Below are 21,709 nucleotides of genomic sequence, written 5' to 3'. Positions count from 1 at the left end.
TAAATTTACTTATTCCGTCGCTTTCGCTCCAAGTCAACGTAAACTTACATATGTCCACTTACAAACTGAAGGTAATAAAAGCATTATATAATCACATTTTCACGATCTTAAACTTTTATACTTTCCCAAAGATTTAAAAACAGGTCATCTCTAGCTTGGCTATAGATGACCCGTATCTCTTAATAATTATTAATTCTATTAAAAACTAGTTACTCTTAACATATTTTGCAGCATTAATTCCTGCGATTCTACCTGATGTATATGCAAATCCTAAAGTTGCACCTTCAAAATCAACATATGCTTTACCATACATTCCTCCTGCATCAGCACCAGCTGCATATAATCCATCTATAGGCATTCCTTTTTTATTAACTACTTCTATATTTTCATTTATACTAATTCCACCTAAAGTGCCTAAGTTTCTTGCTGAGAACTTAACCGCATAATATGGTGCTTTATCTACTGATATAAATCTAGATGGATTTGAGAAGAATAATTCATCTTTTCCATTTTTTATAGAATCATTATATTGCTTAACTGATGCTACAAATTTTGATTCATCTACACCCATTTCCTTAGCAAGACCTTCTAATGTATCTGATTTAAATACAGCACCAGTACCTAATGCTTTATCTAAAAGTGCAGCATAATCTACCGGAGTATGCTCTTCTTCTAAAAACATAGCTGTATCATTTGGCTCATTAAACTCCATAAAAGATTGTGGATTATCTTTCCATTTACCAAATTGTTCTTCAATAGCTGCAGTACCTGATACTTTAACTTTATCTAACATATTTGAGTCAATAATTACATATTCTGTTTGTTCTGGTTGTGCACTAATTTCTGCACCATGAATTGAATATAATGTTGCTTTTGTTTCATCTGAGAAACGTTGTCCTAATTTATTTACTCTTAAGTTAGGAAATTTACTAAGGTTTGGTAATATATATGAAGCATCACCTATTGCCTCAGCAAGTTTAGCATTTTCTTCATCTGTAAACTTCTCCCAGAAATATTGTGCTACATCTGTTCCATACTTATCAGCGCCTGCATCCCAAGCCATTTTGATTCCATCACCTGTATTTTGAGCAATTTCACCTTTAGTGTAACTATCACCAATATATTCCTTTAACATCTCATCGTTTCCACCAAAACCACCTGTTGCTATTATAACAGCTTTAGCATTAACATTTAAAGTTGATCCATCTGGTTTAGTAGCCTTAACTCCAGTAACTTTTCCATCAGAATCCTTAATTAATTCATTTGCTGGTGTACCAAACCTAACATCTCCACCTTTAGATTTAAATGATTCTATTAATTTATTTATAGCTACTGTTCCACCTTCTTTATATCCATGTAATGTAGCAGGCTTTCCTATATGTTCATATCCTCCACCTGTTCCAGCATCAACAAGATTTAACTCACAGCCATTTTCTTGTAACCAGTCTACAGTAGGACCTGATTCATCAATTATTTTACGAACTAATAATGAGTTCATAAATCCATCAGAAGCTTTAAGATATTCGTTATATAGCCATTCTTTACTTACAGTAGCATTTTTCTCCTTTTGCTCTTTTGAATCAGCAGCAAACATACCACCTGCAAGTGTTCCAGCCCCCATAGGTGTTGCTGTTTTCTCAAGTAAAGTAACTTTTGCCCCATTATCCACAGCTGAAAGAGCCGCTGCTGTTCCAGCCGCACCAGCACCTATTACAACTACATCAGTACTAACTTCTTCATTTTCTTTTTTAGAAGCTGTATCTTTAACTTGCTTTAATTTTTCAACATCACCATTAGCTTGTACAGTACAATCTTCAACAGCTTTTAGTATAGCCTCACTCATTAATGTAGCACCAGAAATAGCATCAACACCTATACTTTGATTTGAAACAATTTTTTCTGGTAACTGGTTAATTGCCGCTTCAGCAATAGTTTCTGTTTCTGAATGACTAACTACTTTAACACTTTTAATTTCTGTATTTGTAAACTCTACTTCAACTGTAACAGGACCATTTTTACCATCGGCAGTTCCTGTATATACTCCTGGTGTAAATTTAACACCTGATTTACCTGAACACCCAACACTAGCAAATAAAAGGGTCATTACAGCAAATAGAGACAAAAACTTCATAAGACATTTTTTCATATTTCCCTCTCCTTCAACTTTATCCTACGTCTCATAGTATAACATGGATAAATTATTAACAAAGTTTCAGAATCAGATTTATTTTTTCTATTCTAGACGTTTACATATATATAATCATTCTTATATCTTTCACATCTAAAAAAGTATGGAACCTTACAAGTAGTTTTTAGTAACCTCGCTATAATTATAAAAGGGGGTCGCGTTTCGCGACCCCCTTTTAGATCCTTAGTAAATATAACCTTATTTAACTTTATCCCCATTAAATATTAATGAACTTGTTTTACTTTGTGAATTAAAGTGTAACTTTAATTGTTTCTTTAGTAACTACCTGTGCAGCAAATTTTTCAGCAATATCTCCTGCTTCTGTTTTTATAAGCTTTTTAGCTATAACAGCATCCATAAGCGCCGAAATATCTGCATCTTGAACATCTTGCTTAACATCTCTAACTATTAGGTTAAGCTTCTTTCCTGAAACATCTTTAAATGCCATAGTAGCAGTTCTTTGAATCATTCCCCTTCCCCCTTTCTTTATTATTTGTAATAACTCCTATTAATCTACTATCCTCTAGTTATTACAAAGGTTTGCTCTTTTTTGATTGTACCAATATTAAAATCTAAAAGTTTTTCTATACCATCAGATAATAATACTAGCTCCTCATCTGTTGCAGTAGCTGATATGTTTTTAAAGCTTTGTTCCTTAAAAACATCTTTCCCCTTAGCATTAACACCTACTTGGTATCTTACTGCTAAATTGTTTCCTACTAATACTGAACTTGCTGCCATATTTATCACCTCCTCATTATCTATATATGCAGATATGAGAGGTTTTTAAAAATTATATAAATTTTTTCATAAAAATAAGGGACTACTGAAACGGTAGCCCCTTTAAAAATATTTGATACTTGTTTTTCTTTGGAGATTAATTAGACTCCAGCTCAGCTTAAAATGTTACCTCGAAGTCCAAAAATAATAAGAAATCTTACTTGTCTTCAAATATATAGTTATGCACACTACTTCTTACTAAATCTCTATCAAAGGTTAAATAATATACTCCATCTATCATTTGACCTTCCCCCTGATTATCTCTTGGGAATCTCTCTTGTGCTAGTCCACCTGATATTAATCCACTAAAATCTTTTCCTAAAGTTAATATCTCATTTGGTGACATATTAGTTTTTACGAAAGGTAAAAACTCACTAACAAGAGCTGGATACTCTGTTAAAGTAGTATCTTTTAATTTATTAAATATTGCATCTACAACAGTTCTTTGTCTTTCTGTTCTCTTATAATCTCCACCACTAGCATATCTAATTCTTGAATATGCTAAAGCTTGTTTGCCATTTAACACTTGATTTCCAGCTGAAGTTATACCTGGTATATGAGATATTTCTTCTGGTATTATGTTAATAGTAACTCCTCCAAGCTTGTCTATAATTGTTGGAAGTGAAGTAAAATCAACTGCCATAAATTCCTTTATATTTAAATCAAAATTTTCATTTAAAGTTCTAACAGCTAGTTCTGGACCACCAAAGGCATATGCATGATTTATTTTATCAAGACCACGTCCTGGAATATTAACATAAGAATCTCTCATAATAGAAGTTAACTTTAATTTATTATGTACACTATCTAAAGTTAAAATCATAATAGAGTCAGATCTACCAACATCACCTTCTGGTGCATCAATACCAAATAAAGCTATATTTCTAATTTCCTTAGATTTTTCTTCTACTTCTGGCTTAATTCCAAGTTCTTCTGAAGATGTGTTAATCTCTACCTTTTCAACTTTATTTAGCATGTTATTAGCATACCAATATCCCCCACCAATTAATCCTAATAAAAGGAATAACACAACTCCTAATGTCCATAGAACTACCTTTTTATTTTTTGACATTTTTCTTTTATTATTTCTTTTAGACATAAATATCTCTCCCTATTAGACTGATTTAATCATAATTTTCTTACTACCTAGTAATATCACCAGATAGTAATTACATTCTATTGTTTAATTTTAATAATTAAACTTAATTTTACTATACAACTTTTATTAATGCAAATATCAATCAATTTGGCCCTAGGGGATGTCGCGAAACGCGCCTCCCCTAAGACCATGCTATTAATTATAAATTTTAATCATGCCCACCCTAAAAGCTGCTTTTCTAAAATGTCATAATCATAATCTCTTCCTATAAAATTATTAAATCTTAATTTCTTATGGGATCTATAATCTTCGTAGTCCCTATTCTTTTTCTCTTCTTTAATAATATTTTGATTTAAATATATTTCAAACTTATCTCCAAATAAAGTTTGTGGATTTAAATATTGCTCAAACTTATTATTTTTCCAAGTCTTCACCTTTTTATCAATAACAGTCTTAAAATCATCAATATTATAGCCTTCCTTGAGCTTATTCTTAATTAACATAATAGTAGCTTTGTTACTTTCTTTATAATTAGTTCCAACCTTTGAATTTAAATATGCAATTATTTCTTTAACTTCTTCTATATATTTATATATATTAGTATCTATAGTAGATGAATTATTTAATAGATTAGTCTTTGATGAACATTTTGATGTACACCCCTTATCATTTTCTGTAGATAGCCTTTTATCATTTTTATAGATAACCTCATCATCACAAGGCTTTTCCTTCTCTAATTTATGAACAGTATCATCATTTTTAAAGACACCATGGGCATTATTTTGCATATTATTATCATCAAAAAGTTCATAAAATCTTTTACCAAGCTTAAAGTAAGAAAAAGTTCCTCCTTCTTTTTTAGTATAATGATCTAATATCTCTAAATCTCTTAGTTTTAACATCCTAGCCATAATTGACCTCTTTTCTAATCCTAAGTAAGGCATTTCCTTTGCAAAACTTTGATAACTAACCCAATAATACTTTTCACCTTCAATAACTTCATAATTCATCCTTCCACTATCTCTAAAATCATCAAAATATCTAAGTATAGCTAAATCTTTAACATCTAAATCAAACTCCATAATCTTTTTAACTGAAAACCCTAAAAATGAATATTGCATAAACCCTATCCCCTTTAAAATAATTATTTTATCCTTCAACTAATAAATATCTTATATTTTAAGTTTTTGAGAAAATTATTTTATAAATTTAAAAAAATTATAAAAATAAAACATCTGCCACCCCATTTCTGGAATTTCAGATGTTTTAATTTTAAGATATATTATTTATATCATTTTACTAAAAATTCTATTATAATTTCTTTGCTAACATAGTTAAATCAAAAATATCTATAATATTATCTAGATTTAAGTCATACTTATCTCTCCAATTAGTATCACCCTTCGATAATCCATATTTTAATGATACATTGCTTAAATCTTCTATATCTACAACACTATCATTATTAAAGTCTTCATTTATTTTTAAAGAAATCCTTTCAATATTATATGAATCTGTATCATATGGATTTATATTCAAAATATTATCTGTTATGTATAGTCCACTTACATTATAATTTAGTTCAAATAATGTTTTAAATTCTTTACTCTTAATGTTGTAACTTTTTACTTTATATCCCTCTAAAAAATTTAATGTATTGTTATAGCTAACCATATACCTAGGATATAACCCCTGAAGCTCTATCCTATTATCTTTTCCTAATAAATCTATAGAATAAATACCACTTCTATTAGATGATACATAATAAATTCTATCGTTAATTCTAGATATGTCATTAGGATTAAAATTTCTTAAGAATTTAAAACTTTCATCACTGCATTCTGGATATTGACTTTTATTCCAAGTATGGCTTGTACTCATTTCATCATTTGATTTATTAAAATAAGTATATATTCTCTCGTTACTTTCTGGAACTGGATCGTTAAAAGTAACATCAAGATTATAGTACTTACCATTTATATTAATATAATTCCAAGCATGATTCATTTCAGAACTAGTAACTATACCACTCTCTATACCCAAAATGTTTGCTAATACCTTTACTGCTTTTGCATATCCATCACAAACAGCTACACCATTTATTAAAGCTCCATAAGCAGTATGCGAAATATCTGGTATCGTATCCTTTAAATAATTATCATAATCATAAGTAGTATTATCTAATAAGTAATCATTTATTATATATTCAAGAGCTAACTTATCATTAGTATTACTTAAATATTCTTCTAGTATATAATTAACCTTATTATTAAACGCATTCGTCATTTCTAATATTTCTGAGTTACTGTACTGATAAGAAACATTCAAGTTACATTTAATTAACTTTTTAGTATTCCTATCATAAGCGTAGCTCATTCCTACTTTATTGGGTGCATAAAAAATATTTGGATTTTCATATATAGCATCAAAATAAGCTGAAAATATATCTTGTGCATCATCATAATATATGTTTGTACACAAATCAGATATATCAATAGTACTTTCAATATTTACTAAAGATTTATATACCCTATCTTTTATCAATTTCTTAATTTCTGAATAGCTTAACGTATTACTGTCTAGTGTATTTGTATCATTATATACTCTGCCCTCCATCAATAATTCTGTTTCTGAAACATTTGCTATCTTGTTTTCTAATCTACTTTTGTCATTATACTCATAATATTGCTTTAGATCCATAGAGGCTTCATTATTATTTATTACCTCTGCATTAACCTTATGGATACTACTACCCAAAATTAAAATAAAAACTAAATTTAATACCCTAATTATTTTTTTCATGACATTTCCCCTTTTAATTATCATATAGTTTTTAAATATTATTTCGAAAATCAATACTTATACTTATTTAATATTCTTAGATACGTATACAATATCAAATAAATAAACTATATTAATTTCTCCATATTTATTAAAATCTGTTTTACTATGACCTCGTATAAAAACTTATTATTATTATTATCTTAAATTTCCATTAAATCTTTAGACTATTTTTATAATTAAATATAATAATATAAATTAATTATGTACTATTTATATTCTTTTTTATAAATACTTTTAGTAAAAAATGCCATTAATAATAAAAAGTAATGGTAACCAATTACCATTACTTTTTATTAATTAAAATATTATCAGCAGTCTATTTAACTCTTTTTATATTTATTTCTCTAACTTAATAATATATTTGCTCTACTTACTATAGTTCATTGCTGCCTTTGCTAAGTCTGCTATATCGATTTTATTATTACTATTATCTAAATTTACTCTTGGATCAAAAGAGCTATCTACTCCCTTTTCCTTATCTATATCTTTTGAAATATATATTAAGTCAAATAAGTCTACATATCCATCTAGATTTATATCTCCAACTAATATATCCTCATTATTATTTATAACTATAGGAATATTTTTAGAAACAATTTTTCCTAATGAATCACTTACTCCACTTATTCTAATTATGCAATCTCCTTTTAATGATTTAGGTATTGTATTTCCAAAAGAAGTCACAACTGAATCTCCATGCATTAAATCTATCTTAATATTACTAAGATTATTGTCCACCAAATATGATTTTATTGCATCATTGTCTTTAAAGTTATTTATTACTCCTCTAACCTCTTCATTGATATTATACTCACTTTTATCTGAGTTAATTTCATAAGATAAATTTTTCCCTATAGGAATTATAACATTACTAGAACCTACTACAATATTCTTTTTATACTTTGAAATACCTAAAGCGTAATTAACTAAATCCATAGTAATTTCATAAGAACCACTTGGTAAGTATAACCCTTTTGATATATCCGAAATCTCGTTTAATTCAAATTTCTTCCCATTTACATATGATAAGGTTAAAATATGTGTAGCTAATTTCCCTTTTGCACTACTTTCAATTGTTACCTTCTTTAATGATGATTTATCAAAATCAATAAGCTTATACTCATAACCTGTCTTCTCAGCAATAAAGTTTTTACTTACTAAATATATTCCTGAATTATCTTCTATTAATGCCTCTATTGTGTAAGCTTGTCCTTTAAGTAGCCTTAATTCAACTTCTGAATCCTCTGCAAGAATATTTTCTACTTTCAATCCTTGCTTTCCATAAACGGATACTCTTTTAGCATTAGTTATCTTATACCAAGATACTTCGTCATTATAAATACTATTAACATGTAGCTTTCCTTCTTTAACATATGCAGTCTCACTATTATCTTCTATTTCTACTACTTCCCTCCTACCTTGTGTATAACCTGAAACTTCAAAATAATTATATCTATAATCCTCTCCATCAATAATATTAGGATTTTGTAATATAACTGGACCAATACTATTATTGAAGCTAGCATCGACTTCTTTACTTCCTTTATATAACTTATATGAAGCCACATTTACACTAGTCTGATATATAATCTTATCTCTTGATATGACTTTTATATTATTTTGAGTTATTTTAATTGGATTATTACTATCTTTATTAATAGTTAATTCTACAGTGTAGACGCCCTCTTTAATACTACTTGGCAATGAATTTATATTATTAATTTCTCCACTATCATAATTATTTCCTTTATATCTAATTGTATAATTAATTGCTCCACTTAATTTATTTCCATATTCATCATTAAAGCTATCACTTTTAATTAAAGTATTATTCTCATTTAAATATAATAGGTCATTTAATTTAACATTATATGTTCTTTCACTTCCTATCATAATTCTTTTACCTTCATTACTGATGAATGAATCCTTAATTTTTATTTCTTCACTTTCAGTACCATTATCATATTCCTTATGAATTGATGCTCTATTTATATAAAAAGTATTTGGCGCTAAAAAAATATTTTTATTAACATCAAGTGAATTAAGTCCATATGAATTACTCTTTAATGAATAATATAGTTCATCTACAGGATATTTAGATGACTTAATTTTCACATTAACTTTTGCATTATTAGCTATATTAGATACTATATTACCTTTTCCTATTTTGCTTGAAGTAAGATATATCGTATCTGAGTTGTTTGATTCAATAACTAAGTCGTAGTTATCTGCCTTTACAAAGTACTTGAAGGATGGTTTTATTTCATCAAAATCTTTTTCGAAGCTATCTGTATTTGAACCGTAATATGAATTACTTTTCTCCATCAAGATAAATTTCATAGTATTTATATTTTTAAAGCTATTTTTATCTAAATTAACTGTATATCCAGCAAGAGAACTATCCATTATTTCCTTAGTATCTTTATTTAAGGAATAATCTTCATATATAACCCTATCTCCATTAGCATTAAATCCTTTAATATCATACTTACGGGATGAATTATTAATTTCATCATTGCTCATGTAAAAATAGCCATCAATTATTTTATATCTACCAACACCACCACTAACCAACGGTTGTCCCAACGGATCTTTCGCTGGAATAATTTTATATTTTGATTCATCAAAAGTATATTTAATAGTATTAGATTCAATTATTCTTCCATTAAAATCTAGACTATAAAATACATCTACATTCTTACCACATTCATATAAAAAATTATTTACTATATAATATCCATTACCTCTGTTAGTATATATCTTACTTTGCTCTTTTTTCTTTCCACCAACTATCTTATTAATGTATTTATCATTAATAAGATTAGAATCTACTAAATTTTCATACTTATCATATAAATATACATTAGCAGTAATTTTCATATTCTGAGTAAATAATAGACTATCTGATGTTTCAGCTACTAACCTTAACGGTTCTCCATATTTAATAGCATAACTATCTGTATTAATTGGACTTGATAGCTTCTTTACATAATTATACCTTTCATAATCTTTAGAGTTATTATTCACTACCTGAAAATTATAATTATCAAATACATTTTTACTTATATAATCTGAATTATCTACTTTTAATGTAGCCCAACTACTACCTAATTTAATGTAATCCACTTTATGACCTTCATGATTTTCTAGTAAAATTTGAGAAACATTATTATAATCCAAGTTTATATTAGTTGTTTTATTATTAACGACTTGTGCTAACATACGTTTATTAGAGTTATTGTAGTCAGTACAATAAGCTTCAATTAAAAACTCGCTTCCATCAATATAAATATTTTTATTGTTATATTTTTCAAGAAAACTATTAATTGAAGAATTTCCAACATAATCTTCAATGGCCATATCCATATCATAATATTCTATTCCACTTTTCTTTTTTAATATTTTAAAATTTAATCTGAATTCTTTATTATTGGGTATAGAAATATTAAATTTAGTCTTATTTAATGATGTTCCTTTAATTTCCACAGTTGAATTATCTATTTTTATATCACCATAAAGGACATATTCATCCTTGCTTGTTTTACCAAAAACACTAAAATTATTCCCTTGTACTAAAGACCTTTTATCAATATAAGTAATTCCTTCTACAATTGGTATTTCCATGGTATCACTTCCAGATCCGCTAGTTATTATAAGTTTACCTGAAATTACATTATCTCCATTTGGAGCCTTTACACTTATTTTTAATGTATTGCTTGAAATACCTTGTGCTGCAGTTTTATATTGAGTTGTATCAGTAACCTCTCCAAGTGCATCCACAGAACTTGTATTAGATATATAATCTTGTTTCCTTACTAATTCTTCTAAAGATACTGTCAGTTTTTCACCACCAGCATTATCTTCTACAAGCTCTACATTTTGATTTAATTTTATTTCCTCTTTAAAATCCTTTATTTCAGAATCATCTAATTCTATTAATAAATAATTATCATAAGATTCTATTTCTTTGCCTTGATACTTTTCTATTATGTCTTTATAACTTGTATCATTTAAATTCTTCACCTTTACAACTACTTGTCCACTAATTGCTTTTAGTTCTAAATTCTCATCATTTAATGTAGTTGCTAATACCTTACAGTCCAAATCGGATAAAGTCATTGTAATTACAAATATATATGTAACAATTAAAGACATTATTTTCTTTACCTTAGCCATTTATCCCCCTCCAAATATTATTATTTACGTTATAATTTTAATATATTTGTAATATTTTATCAATATTTGTATTTTATAATAATTTTTGTATATTTATAGCCATACTTTTTACTTTAACCTAAAATAAGACTGCATCATACTGAATGACTCATCCGATATGATACAGCCTCATCTTTTTCTTATTTTTATAAGTTTATGAACTTACTAAATAATATAAAAATATTTATTATATTATTTTTCTTTATCTAATCAGTACACTTCTTATTAATAAAAGCAAAATCAGCAATCTATTTTATTCTTTTTGTACATAGTACTAAATCAAATATATCAATTATATTATCTTTATTGAAGTCTAATCTAGAATTCCAATTTATTTCATCTTTCTTTTTATTGTATCTTAGTGAAACATCTGATAAATCTAAAATATCTACTATCCCATCATCATTTAAATCACATTTATCCTTAATATTAACTTCAATAGTTTTTTCAATATAATTTCCTGCTAAATCTTTTACTCCTAAAGTTATATTTTGTATTCCTACTTCACTCCATTTAGGTTCACTAGCAAACTCAACATTAACTTGTCCATTATTATCTCTTGCATTTAAAAATTGAGATGCTTCAATTTTTTCATCTTCTATAATTGAACTTATTTTTATTCCATCTATAACTGGTAAAGTTTTATCAATAACAAATCTAATTGCATCATTACTATCAGCATCTGCATTTACTCTAGTAATATTATTAAGAGATACTGCATATTCCCCCTCTTCATATAAAATTCCATCATTGCTTACGTTATATTCTTGACCATCTTTTACTATATTAAGAACTTTGTTATCTATTCCTGAAATATTAACTTCTACATCATTTTTAAAATAAGATAAATTATCTACTGATTCATTATCACAAACTGTTATCCATCTATAGTCTTCATATATATCTCCATTATTGCCTTTTACTAAATATTTAATTAAATATAGACCTTCCTTATTTATGTTTACTTGTCCATAATATTCTAATTTGTTTGTAAGATCCCCTTCTAGGTTATTAGAAAAAATTACTCCCTTAAGCGTATCAAATTCTTCACCCTTTTTTATTACTTTATTTTCTGTGCCTATAAATGAATATTCTACATTAAAATTATATTTCGTTGAATCAGTATTCTCAAAATACTTATAATTCCCTGCTTTATCATATAAACTAATAGATGATATCCACCAATTTCCACTTTTCATGTTTGATGGTATTTTATAATCCACTTCAAAATTTCCTGTATTTATATTATATTTTGCTCTTACAAGTGTTATAACATTGTGTCCATTATACAAATTTAATGAACAAGAAGTCTTTTCATCAAATCCAGATTCTGTATCTGATGCTTCTATACTTACTTTTAAAATATCCCCTGTCTTAACTTCTTTGTTTAATATATTTATCTTATCTATACTTGGCTCTGTAATATCACCATCATTATTTACTACATTAAAATTATATTTCGTTGAATCAGTATTCTCACAATATTTATAATTCCCTGCTTTATCATATAAACTAATAGATGATATCCACCAATTTCCACTTTTCATGTTTGATGGTATTGTGTACTCTACTTCAAAATTTCCTGTATTTATATTATATTTTGCTCTTACAAGTGTTATAACATTGTGTCCATTATACAAATTTAATGAACAAGAAGTCTTTTCATCAAATCCAGATTCTGTATCTGATGCTTCTATACTTACTTTTAAAATATCCCCTGTCTTAACTTCTTTGTTTAATATATTTATCTTGTCTATACTTGGTGCTATAATATCACCATCATTATTTACTACATTAAAATTATATTTTGTTGAATCAGTATTATTAAAATATTTATAATTCCCTGCTTTATCATATAAACTAATAGATGATATCCACCAATTTCCACTTCTCATGTTTGATGGTATTGTATAATCTACTTCAAAATTCCCTGTATTTACATTATATTTCGCTCTTATAAGTGTTATAACATTACGTCCATTATACAAGTTTAATGAACAAGACGTCTTTTCATCAAATCCAGACTCTGTATCTGAAGCTTCTATTATTATTTTCAAAGTATCTCCTGGTTTAAGCTCTTCTTTATTTAATATTGTTATATTATTTATAACTGGTGGTGTAGTATCAGATTGTGCATACGCTGGTAAAGTGTTCATAAAAACTATAATAATAACTAAAAAACAAAGTATTTTCTTTTTCAAGTTAATATACCCCCTATTAATTTCTTATATTTACCTTAATAAGATAATTTTACATTATTTTAGCTAATACTTCTACTGAAATAAACCAAAACCGTTTATAATTTTAGAATTCACTCTATATTTGTTTTGATTTCATTATTTAATAAAACATTAAAACAAAAAAAGTGATGATATTTAGCTACCATCACTTTTTACTATTTTTAATTATCTTTATTTTTATTTCTTCTAAATTTGTAATAATAGTATCCTGCTCCAGCTACAAGAACTACAGGTATTAGTATATAAAATATCATAGAAAAATTACTCTTAGAAGTTTCACTACTTCCGTCTTTATCCTTTGAAGTATTGCTTCCTTTTATTCCATTAGCTTTACTACCAGAATTGCCTTCATCATTTGAAGTATTTCTATCTTTATTATCTTTATTTTCTTCAGTACTTTCTAAATTATTTTTATCATTGGAACTCTTATTATTTGAACTTTTATTATCACTTTCATCATTACTTGAACTATTACTTCCACCATTATTTGAACCAGTATTATATCCATTTGATGAGCTACTACTAGAATCATTCCCTCCATTATAGCCTATAAAATTGTAATCATAATTTTTTACTGTCCCATCAGCTTTTTGAACTAATTTTATTTTCATATTTTCTTTAGTAATTGATACTTTATCATTATTAAGTACATTTGCATTAATTTTCACTAGTGTTCCTGATCCCATAAGTCCATCTACATCTCCTAAAAACGTAAATGAATAAGATGCAGTATCACCATTTTTATCAACTTCTCCTCCGAGCTCCATTATATTATCTATATTCTTTGATATATATTCTGTTGATTTAATACTTTCTACCTCTAGTTGCTTTGTATCGTATGTGAAATCTATTGATGCAGCATATAAATTATCAACATTTTTTACATCAATTAAAATCTCAATATTGAAGCCTTTTTTAATTTCTCCTATTACCTTAGCCTCTACAGATACATTATTTTCTGCAAAAGCTTTTACTGGTGTCATAATCATAAAATATGATAATAATATCATTATTATTTTTCTCATTTAGTTCTCCATTCATTTATCTAACTTTTAATACTTTTTGAGATATATACAATATCAAACAAATCAATTATTCCATCTTCGTTTATATCTATTTGAGGGTAAAAGTCAGTTGTTTTATTATAATTTAAGGCTGCCACTGATATATCTTCAATATCAATTTCCCCATCTTTATTTACATCTTCCTTACTATAACCTGAAATAAAACTATTCTTAGGATTATTTACAAGCTTAACATTATTTGAGTTTATAAATCCATTTTCATTCCAATCATAATTTCCACCATAGGTACCTTCATTAATATTAGTAGTTCTATCTGCAAAAATCTGATATCTTCCTAAGTTATTTTTATAATTAAACTTTAATGCAACTAAATTGCCAGCATAACCACCATATCCACTAACTGTTGGATTAATATTATATAGTAATTCTCCTTTTGAGTTTAAAACATCATTACCGCCAGTAAGCAATCCAATTTGATATCCATCATAATCTCTAAGATTATTTAAATTTTTACCAGATAATTCATAGTCTACAGTAAATACATGTTGAGCTGCTTTTTCTCCCCAATATGGATCAGAAGCATATTTAACATTAGCTCCTAAAGCTTTATTGCCAAGATATCCACCATAATATCTCCAGTCATTTGGATCTGCATATCCACTAGATATATAGTTTTTACAAAATTCTAAAACACTATCTCCTGGGGTTGCAAAAGCGCTTGCTGATTCTCCTGGATTTGAGTCTACTGCTTTAATACCAAAAAGATTATTCTTTTCTTGAGCAATAGGTGATTCGCCCCACTTAGACTCATTAATAGCAACTCCTAATGCCAGTACTGGATTAACTCCATATTTATCTTGACCATCAATCAAAGCTTGTCCTATACCTCTTAACTTGCTGTAATCTACAGTATTACTATTTATAAAAGAATTAAGCTCTTCAGCCGTGTAATTTGATTTAGTTCTAAATGGTAGGTAACCATAATAATTATAATGTGGCTTATCGTAATTTACTGCATTGCTATTTGTACTATTTTTCAAATCAGTAACAAGCTTATTTAATCCATCAACTCTACTATTTCCACTATAGAAATATATACCATCATAACTATAATACTCAACTCCAGGAACTAAAAAATCAGGAGCTTTTCCTATTATAATTTGATGTCCATTAGTATCATTTAAGTCAGTCATATTATAGGATATATAATGATATAAAAATCCATTACTAACATAATAGCAACTTGGATTAGTTACTTGGTTTATTGGAACTACTACTAAATCATAATTTCCTGATGCCGAATCCTTATTTATCCATCCCTTATATCCGCTTACTTGTATCTTTGCTGATTTTCCGGCATCTTCAATAATTGGAACATCATCTATACTTACTTGATTTATATAAGTATATGCATTTGTTAAAGAAGAATCTAAGAATATATTTGTTACTACAGTGTCCCCTTGAAGAGCTTCTCCATTTCTATGATTCCAAATTCTTCCCATTGAATTAGTTGAATAAATAACTTGTCCATCATTATTAATTATTGCTGGAATCACTGTATTATCATTATATGCTTTTTCTAATTCATTGACTTCTACTAAAGCATTTTCAAAATCATTTGTATCTTTCATATATTTATAGCTTCCATCACTATATGCAAGAGCAATTTCATAATTGGATTCTGTCTTAGGTTGTAACATTTTATAGTTACTCATTTCAGCCATCTTTTCTTTAATTTCTAATTTTTCTTCACTAATATTTATACTTCTTTTATTATTATAAGGCATCATTTCTTTTACTCTTACTTCTTCGTACACTTCACCTTCTACGGGTTTCCCTTTTATTTCAGCCTGTACAGGAATTCCTGTAAAAACAAATAAACCAATTGTTAAACATACCAAAAACCTCTTCATATATAATCACTCCCTTATAAGTCTTAAGATAATTATCATTATATTACATAATTACCTATATTAATTATATACTATTTATTCACTTTTTCATAAATATTCCATTAAATTTATTATAAAAAAGTAGACATATATAAATTTACTTATTTCAAAAATTTAATCTAAATCATTACAAGCTTATATATCTATTAGGAAATTAAAGGAGAAACATTGTAAAGAGTATTTCATTGTAACTACTTAATAACTTTCTAAATAATAAAATAAAATTCTGTAAAAATAGTTATATTAATATTTTTACAGAATTTCATATTTAAGTTACATTCTTTTTCCTATGAACACTAAATCATATAAGTCTATTATCATATCCTCATTTAAATCATACTTGTTAAAATTTTCTCTCTCATCTATAGGAAAATTATATTTTTTGTTATTATATTTTAAAGCTACTGCACTTAAATCCAATATATCGACAACTCCATCTTCATTTGTATCTTCTTTTATATATTCTTCTTCTAAAACAATAACTTTTAAATCTACATCCATGCCATCTCTCGAATTACTAAATGTAATTGTAGCCTCACCTGCATTTTGCGCTGTAAGTTTATACTTTTTATCTACAGTAGCTATTCTTGAATTACTACTACTTATAGGTACACTATATATATTTTCATATGTGTTCATTAACCTGCCTAAATCTAATGTTTGTCCCTTTTTAAGTTTAACTTCTTTACTTTTTAAAATAATTGAAGGTTCTTTTCCTATATATATTTTTTTACCAATTAATATTTTATCATTATTATTAAGCCTTGCTGTTATTAACACTTCTCCTTTAGAACAGTTTTTAGGAATTAATAACTTTCCAGTATCATTATCAATTTTTATACCTAAATCATTTTTCTCTACTTGCCAATTTACTTTATAATTTAGTATCTCATTATCATTTTGATCTACCAATCTACTCTTAAATTGTATTTCTCTATCTATATTTTCTATATTAAAATATTGTTCTCCTATTATTTCTAATCTTGAAGGGATTAACTCATTTTTAACTGTCTTAGTAGAAATTACATTAGCATATCCATAAGATGTCCTTCCACGCCCTACTGAGACATATTTAGAACCATTATATGCTATACCTGCTCCTCCAATAGGTTTATCTATTGCTTCAAGAACTTCCCAATCAACTCCATCTTTTGATATTATTGTATACTGATCACTTGCTACTCGAAACTCCTCTCCTGTCCATAATATTTCATTTGAATTATATAAAGAAATTCCAAACTTCTTTACTACATTCCAAGAAATACCATCAATAGAACTTAATATAGAGTCATTTCCAATTGTAAGGCCCTTTCCAATTGCATAGTATTTTCCATCTGCAAATATTACTTCGTTTATACGCCCCTTATACTCATATCTATCCCACTTACTATAATCATCAGTCTTAATAATTATAGTTTCCTCTGTATAATTATTATAATTATATATCCACGTACTGCCATTAGCTCTTACTATATTTTGTATATTTAATTTTCCCCAAGGTATAGGATCAATTTGATATATTTTTTCCCAATTTAATCCGTTAAATGAAGAAAGAACTTCTCCATTTGTAGATACACAAATATATCTATCCCCTACCCACTTGATATCATTTAAAACTGTTCTATTACTTGATAATTCAGGAGTTTCTGCTATCGTCCATAAATCTCCATTCTTTGAAAAATAAATCTTACAATAAGCTCCGCATGCCACATAACCTAAAGGTCCATAATCAGTGGATACAATCTCCCTAAATCCATATTTATCTTTATTCCACTTTACACCATCAAATGATTGAAGTAATTCTCCATTATTTCCAACTACGATAAAATTACCATTTCCCCATTCAGCATCAGTATACATTTCAGCACTTGCAAATTCACGTATATCCTGTAAATTTACCCCATCTTCTGATTTAGATATATTACTATTACCATATGGTTCATTAAATATTATTATAATTTTATCTTTATAATAAATTAAATCACTTGGACGGCCAGATTTTGAAATATTATTACTACGTGTCCAATCTATTCCATCAGTTGAACTGTTTAATCCGTTGTTTGAATACATTAAAAATTTTCCACCACCCCACCTTAGCTTTGAGTTATCATATTCATCTATGAATTTTTTACTCCACACTTTACCATCACTAGTAGTATCAAAATATAAATATATTCCCCTGTATTTTGGATTAACTTCATAGACTCCTTCATCCTTATATGCTATTACTAATTTATCATCATTCGCTTCTATGCTAATATAGCTATGTACACTTTTTATTTTCATAAAATCTTTCATATTAGTTGATTTATATAAATTATTATTGCTTATCATATATATTTCGCCTTTAAAAACCTCCATTTCAAGTATATTTTCGCTTATCTCTACTTCCCTTTTATTCCAAATATATTTATCACTTGAATATAAAACTGTTCCTGAATCTCCTACTAAATAATATGTATCATTATAAAAAATTATATCTTTTAAGTTTGTACTTACTCCAGTATAAACCTCTTCCCAATTTAATCCATCACTTGAAATTAAAAGAGTACCTTTATCTCCTACAATAAAAAAATTATCATTAATATTCCTAACTTTATATAAATTATTTTTATTATTAGTATAAATAATATTCCAGTTATCCCCATCATTTGATCTTTTAATTAGACCTAAATCACCAACAGTGACTAATATATCATCTTTATTTTTGCTAATAGAATTTAAAGGTATTCTACTTGCTTCTAATGATATCTGCCAATCTTCATCCTTTTGATATCCTTCATTATTATCAGCATAAGCTAATAAATTAAAATTCATAAATAATAAAATAGTTAATAAAAAACTTGTCGTTTGCATTATTATTTTTTTCAATATTTATCCCCCGCTCTGTAAAAATTTATAGTATGTAAATCCGCTTTATTTAAATACTTGGTATTAATTAAAAAAATATTAATATTATACCAAATATGCTTTTCTATTATACCAAATATATCTTTTTTAGGAAACATATAGCTAAATATAATATAAACTGTTTAAATTTCACAATTTATGTCTAAGTAAATATCACATAGTTATTTACTTTAATGATCACTTATAGTAAAATTTACATTGTAAAATTATTGTATAAAAGGGGGATAAATGTGAATTTAATGAAAAAAACTAAATTACGAAAACTTTCACTATTAGTTTGTTTAACCTTTATGTTTCAGCTAATAGTTTTAAGTCCCAAAACTACTTTAGCTGCTTCTATTGGAAACGCTAGTACAAGCATTTCCTATGATATAAAAGGTGATCCTAAAGTTGGAAACACTATAGAAATAGCTGTTAATACTTCAAATGTAAGTGACCTATATGGTGCTTCTATCGATTTTGTTTATGATTCTAGTTTAATTGAAGTTCAAAGCATAAACAAAGGTTCTATATGGGGTACGGGTACTAATGTAAAGGAACCAGTTAAAACCATAAAAAATGGACAAGCAAATTTAGCAATTACTTTTACTGGTAATACTCAAGGAATATCTGGTAATGGTACTATTGCTATAATAAAAGCTAAGGTTTTAAAATCTGGAACTGTTAACCTTAAAACTACTAATCTAAATGATAGCTTATCATTGTCTGGATTTACTAGTAGGGTTAAATTAGCTGATAGTGAAGCAACTAAAATTGACTATGTTTGTACAGATAAAACTATAAATTTATATAATTTTAATAATATGGAAGTTATTCAATCTGGTAAATACGAACAAAATAATACTAATATTTCTTACTTAGGTTCTTGGAATTCTCAAAACCATTCTTCTTATTCTGGTGGATCTGCTATGCTTTCTAAAAAGCCTGGTGATTCTATTACGTTTAAGTTTAATGGTACTGGTATTAAGCTTTATTCTTATACTTCTTATATATGCGGTATTTCTAAAATTACTATTGATGATGAAACTTTCACTATCGATAATTACTCAGCTACAGCTACACCAAATAAATTAATTCTTGATAAAAAGGATCTTTCTTCTGGTGTTCATACTGTTCGTATTGAAGTTTCTAACACTAAAAATACTGCTTCTAAAGACTATAACTTTGTATTAGATAATTTTGAAGTTATTGATACTAAACCTTCTATGGAAGTTATTCAACCTGGTAAGTATGAACAAAATAATACTAATATTTCTTACTTAGGTTCTTGGAATTCTCAAAACCATTCTTCTTATTCTGGTGGATCTGCTATGCTTTCTAAAAAGCCTGGTGATTCTATTACGTTTAAGTTTAATGGTACTGGTATTAAGCTTTATTCTTATACTTCTTATATATGCGGTATTTCTAAAATTACTATTGATGATGAAACTTTCACTATCGATAATTACTCAGCTACAGCTACACCAAATAAATTAATTCTTGATAAAAAGGATCTTTCTTCTGGTGTTCATACTGTTCGTATTGAAGTTTCTAATACTAAAAACACTGCTTCTAAAGACTATAACTTTGTATTAGATAATTTTGAAGTTATTGATACTAAACCTTCTATAGAAGTTATTCAACCTGGTAAGTATGAACAAAATAATACTAATATTTCTTACTTAGGTTCTTGGAATTCTCAAAACCATTCTTCTTATTCTGGTGGATCTGCTATGCTTTCTAAAAAGCCTGGTGATTCTATTACGTTTAAGTTTAATGGTACTGGTATTAAGCTTTATTCTTATACTTCTTATATATGCGGTATTTCTAAAATTACTATTGATGATGAAACTTTCACTATCGATAATTACTCAGCTACAGCTACACCAAATAAATTAATTCTTGATAAAAAGGATCTTTCTTCTGGTGTTCATACTGTTCGTATTGAAGTTTCCAACACTAAAAACACTGCTTCTAAAGACTATAACTTTGTATTAGATAATTTTGAAGTTATTGATACTAAACCTTCTATAGAAGTTATTCAACCTGGTAAGTATGAACAAAATAATACTAATATTTCTTACTTAGGTTCTTGGAATTCTCAAAACCATTCTTCTTATTCTGGTGGATCTGCTATGCTTTCTAAAAAGCCTGGTGATTCTATTACGTTTAAGTTTAATGGTACTGGTATTAAGCTTTATTCTTATACTTCTTATATATGCGGTATTTCTAAAATCACTATTGATGATGAAACTTTCACTATAGATAATTATTCGGCTGTACCTACACCTAATAAATTAATCCTTGATAAAAAGGATCTTACTTCTGGTGATCATACCGTTCGTATTGAAGTTGCTAACACTAAGAATCCTGCTTCTAGAGATTACAACTTTGTATTAGATAATTTTGAGATTGTTAAATAAATAAAAAATGAAATTATATCTAAATTAATTTAGATATAATTTCATTTTTATCTT

12 protein-coding genes are annotated in these 21,709 nt (G+C 27.2%); 1 reads left to right on the top strand and 11 read right to left on the bottom strand.

From position 1 onward, the window contains the following. Window positions 1–205 precede the first annotated feature (205 nt). The 11 genes from ACH36K_RS04830 to ACH36K_RS04780 all read right to left on the bottom strand — a co-directional run bounded on the left by ACH36K_RS04830 (window position 206) and on the right by ACH36K_RS04780 (window position 19,214). Window positions 206–2,146, bottom strand: a complete 1,941-nt coding sequence (locus tag ACH36K_RS04830; RefSeq protein WP_411169826.1) for an FAD-dependent oxidoreductase — start codon at window positions 2,144–2,146, stop codon at window positions 206–208. A gap of 292 nt (window positions 2,147–2,438) precedes the next feature. Continuing rightward, complete coding sequence (locus ACH36K_RS04825) at window positions 2,439–2,657, bottom strand: DUF2922 domain-containing protein (protein ID WP_411169825.1); 219 nt, start codon at window positions 2,655–2,657, stop codon at window positions 2,439–2,441. A 47-nt stretch (window positions 2,658–2,704) separates the two neighbouring features. Next, on the bottom strand, window positions 2,705–2,929 hold the full coding sequence (locus ACH36K_RS04820) for a DUF1659 domain-containing protein (protein WP_411169824.1): 225 nt from the start codon (window positions 2,927–2,929) through the stop codon (window positions 2,705–2,707). Between the two features lie 196 nt (window positions 2,930–3,125). After that, a complete protein-coding gene (locus ACH36K_RS04815; protein ID WP_411169823.1) occupies window positions 3,126–4,067 on the bottom strand; it encodes an LCP family protein in 942 nt (313 codons plus the stop codon). Window positions 4,068–4,279: 212 nt separating this feature from the next. Then, entirely contained in the window at window positions 4,280–5,188 is a 909-nt protein-coding gene (locus ACH36K_RS04810) for a conserved phage C-terminal domain-containing protein (RefSeq protein ID WP_411169822.1), read from the bottom strand. 190 nt (window positions 5,189–5,378) lie between these two features. Further along, entirely contained in the window at window positions 5,379–6,869 is a 1,491-nt protein-coding gene (locus tag ACH36K_RS04805) for a transglutaminase domain-containing protein (protein ID WP_411169821.1), read from the bottom strand. 408 nt (window positions 6,870–7,277) lie between these two features. Next, on the bottom strand, window positions 7,278–11,087 hold the full coding sequence (locus ACH36K_RS04800) for a hypothetical protein (protein ID WP_411169820.1): 3,810 nt from the start codon (window positions 11,085–11,087) through the stop codon (window positions 7,278–7,280). Window positions 11,088–11,374: 287 nt separating this feature from the next. Next, window positions 11,375–13,327, bottom strand: a complete 1,953-nt coding sequence (locus ACH36K_RS04795; RefSeq protein WP_411169819.1) for an immunoglobulin-like domain-containing protein — start codon at window positions 13,325–13,327, stop codon at window positions 11,375–11,377. A 200-nt stretch (window positions 13,328–13,527) separates the two neighbouring features. Next, on the bottom strand, window positions 13,528–14,391 hold the full coding sequence (locus ACH36K_RS04790; protein WP_411169818.1) for a cohesin domain-containing protein: 864 nt from the start codon (window positions 14,389–14,391) through the stop codon (window positions 13,528–13,530). Between the two features lie 20 nt (window positions 14,392–14,411). Then, window positions 14,412–16,304 carry a glucosaminidase domain-containing protein gene (locus tag ACH36K_RS04785; RefSeq protein ID WP_411169817.1) on the bottom strand — a complete coding sequence of 631 codons (1,893 nt, stop codon included), beginning with the start codon at window positions 16,302–16,304 and terminating at the stop codon, window positions 14,412–14,414. Between the two features lie 312 nt (window positions 16,305–16,616). Then, a complete protein-coding gene (locus tag ACH36K_RS04780) occupies window positions 16,617–19,214 on the bottom strand; it encodes an Ig-like domain-containing protein (protein WP_411169816.1) in 2,598 nt (865 codons plus the stop codon). 278 nt (window positions 19,215–19,492) lie between these two features. On the opposite strand from ACH36K_RS04780, the gene ACH36K_RS04775 reads away from it, so the two are divergent. Beyond that, entirely contained in the window at window positions 19,493–21,655 is a 2,163-nt protein-coding gene (locus ACH36K_RS04775) for a cohesin domain-containing protein (protein WP_411170653.1), read from the top strand. Window positions 21,656–21,709 lie beyond the last annotated feature (54 nt).

It is taken from the genome of Clostridium sp. MB05, assembly GCF_046581255.1.
Lineage (GTDB): Bacteria > Bacillota > Clostridia > Clostridiales > Clostridiaceae > Clostridium.
This window is presented reverse-complemented; position numbering and strand designations above follow the sequence as displayed.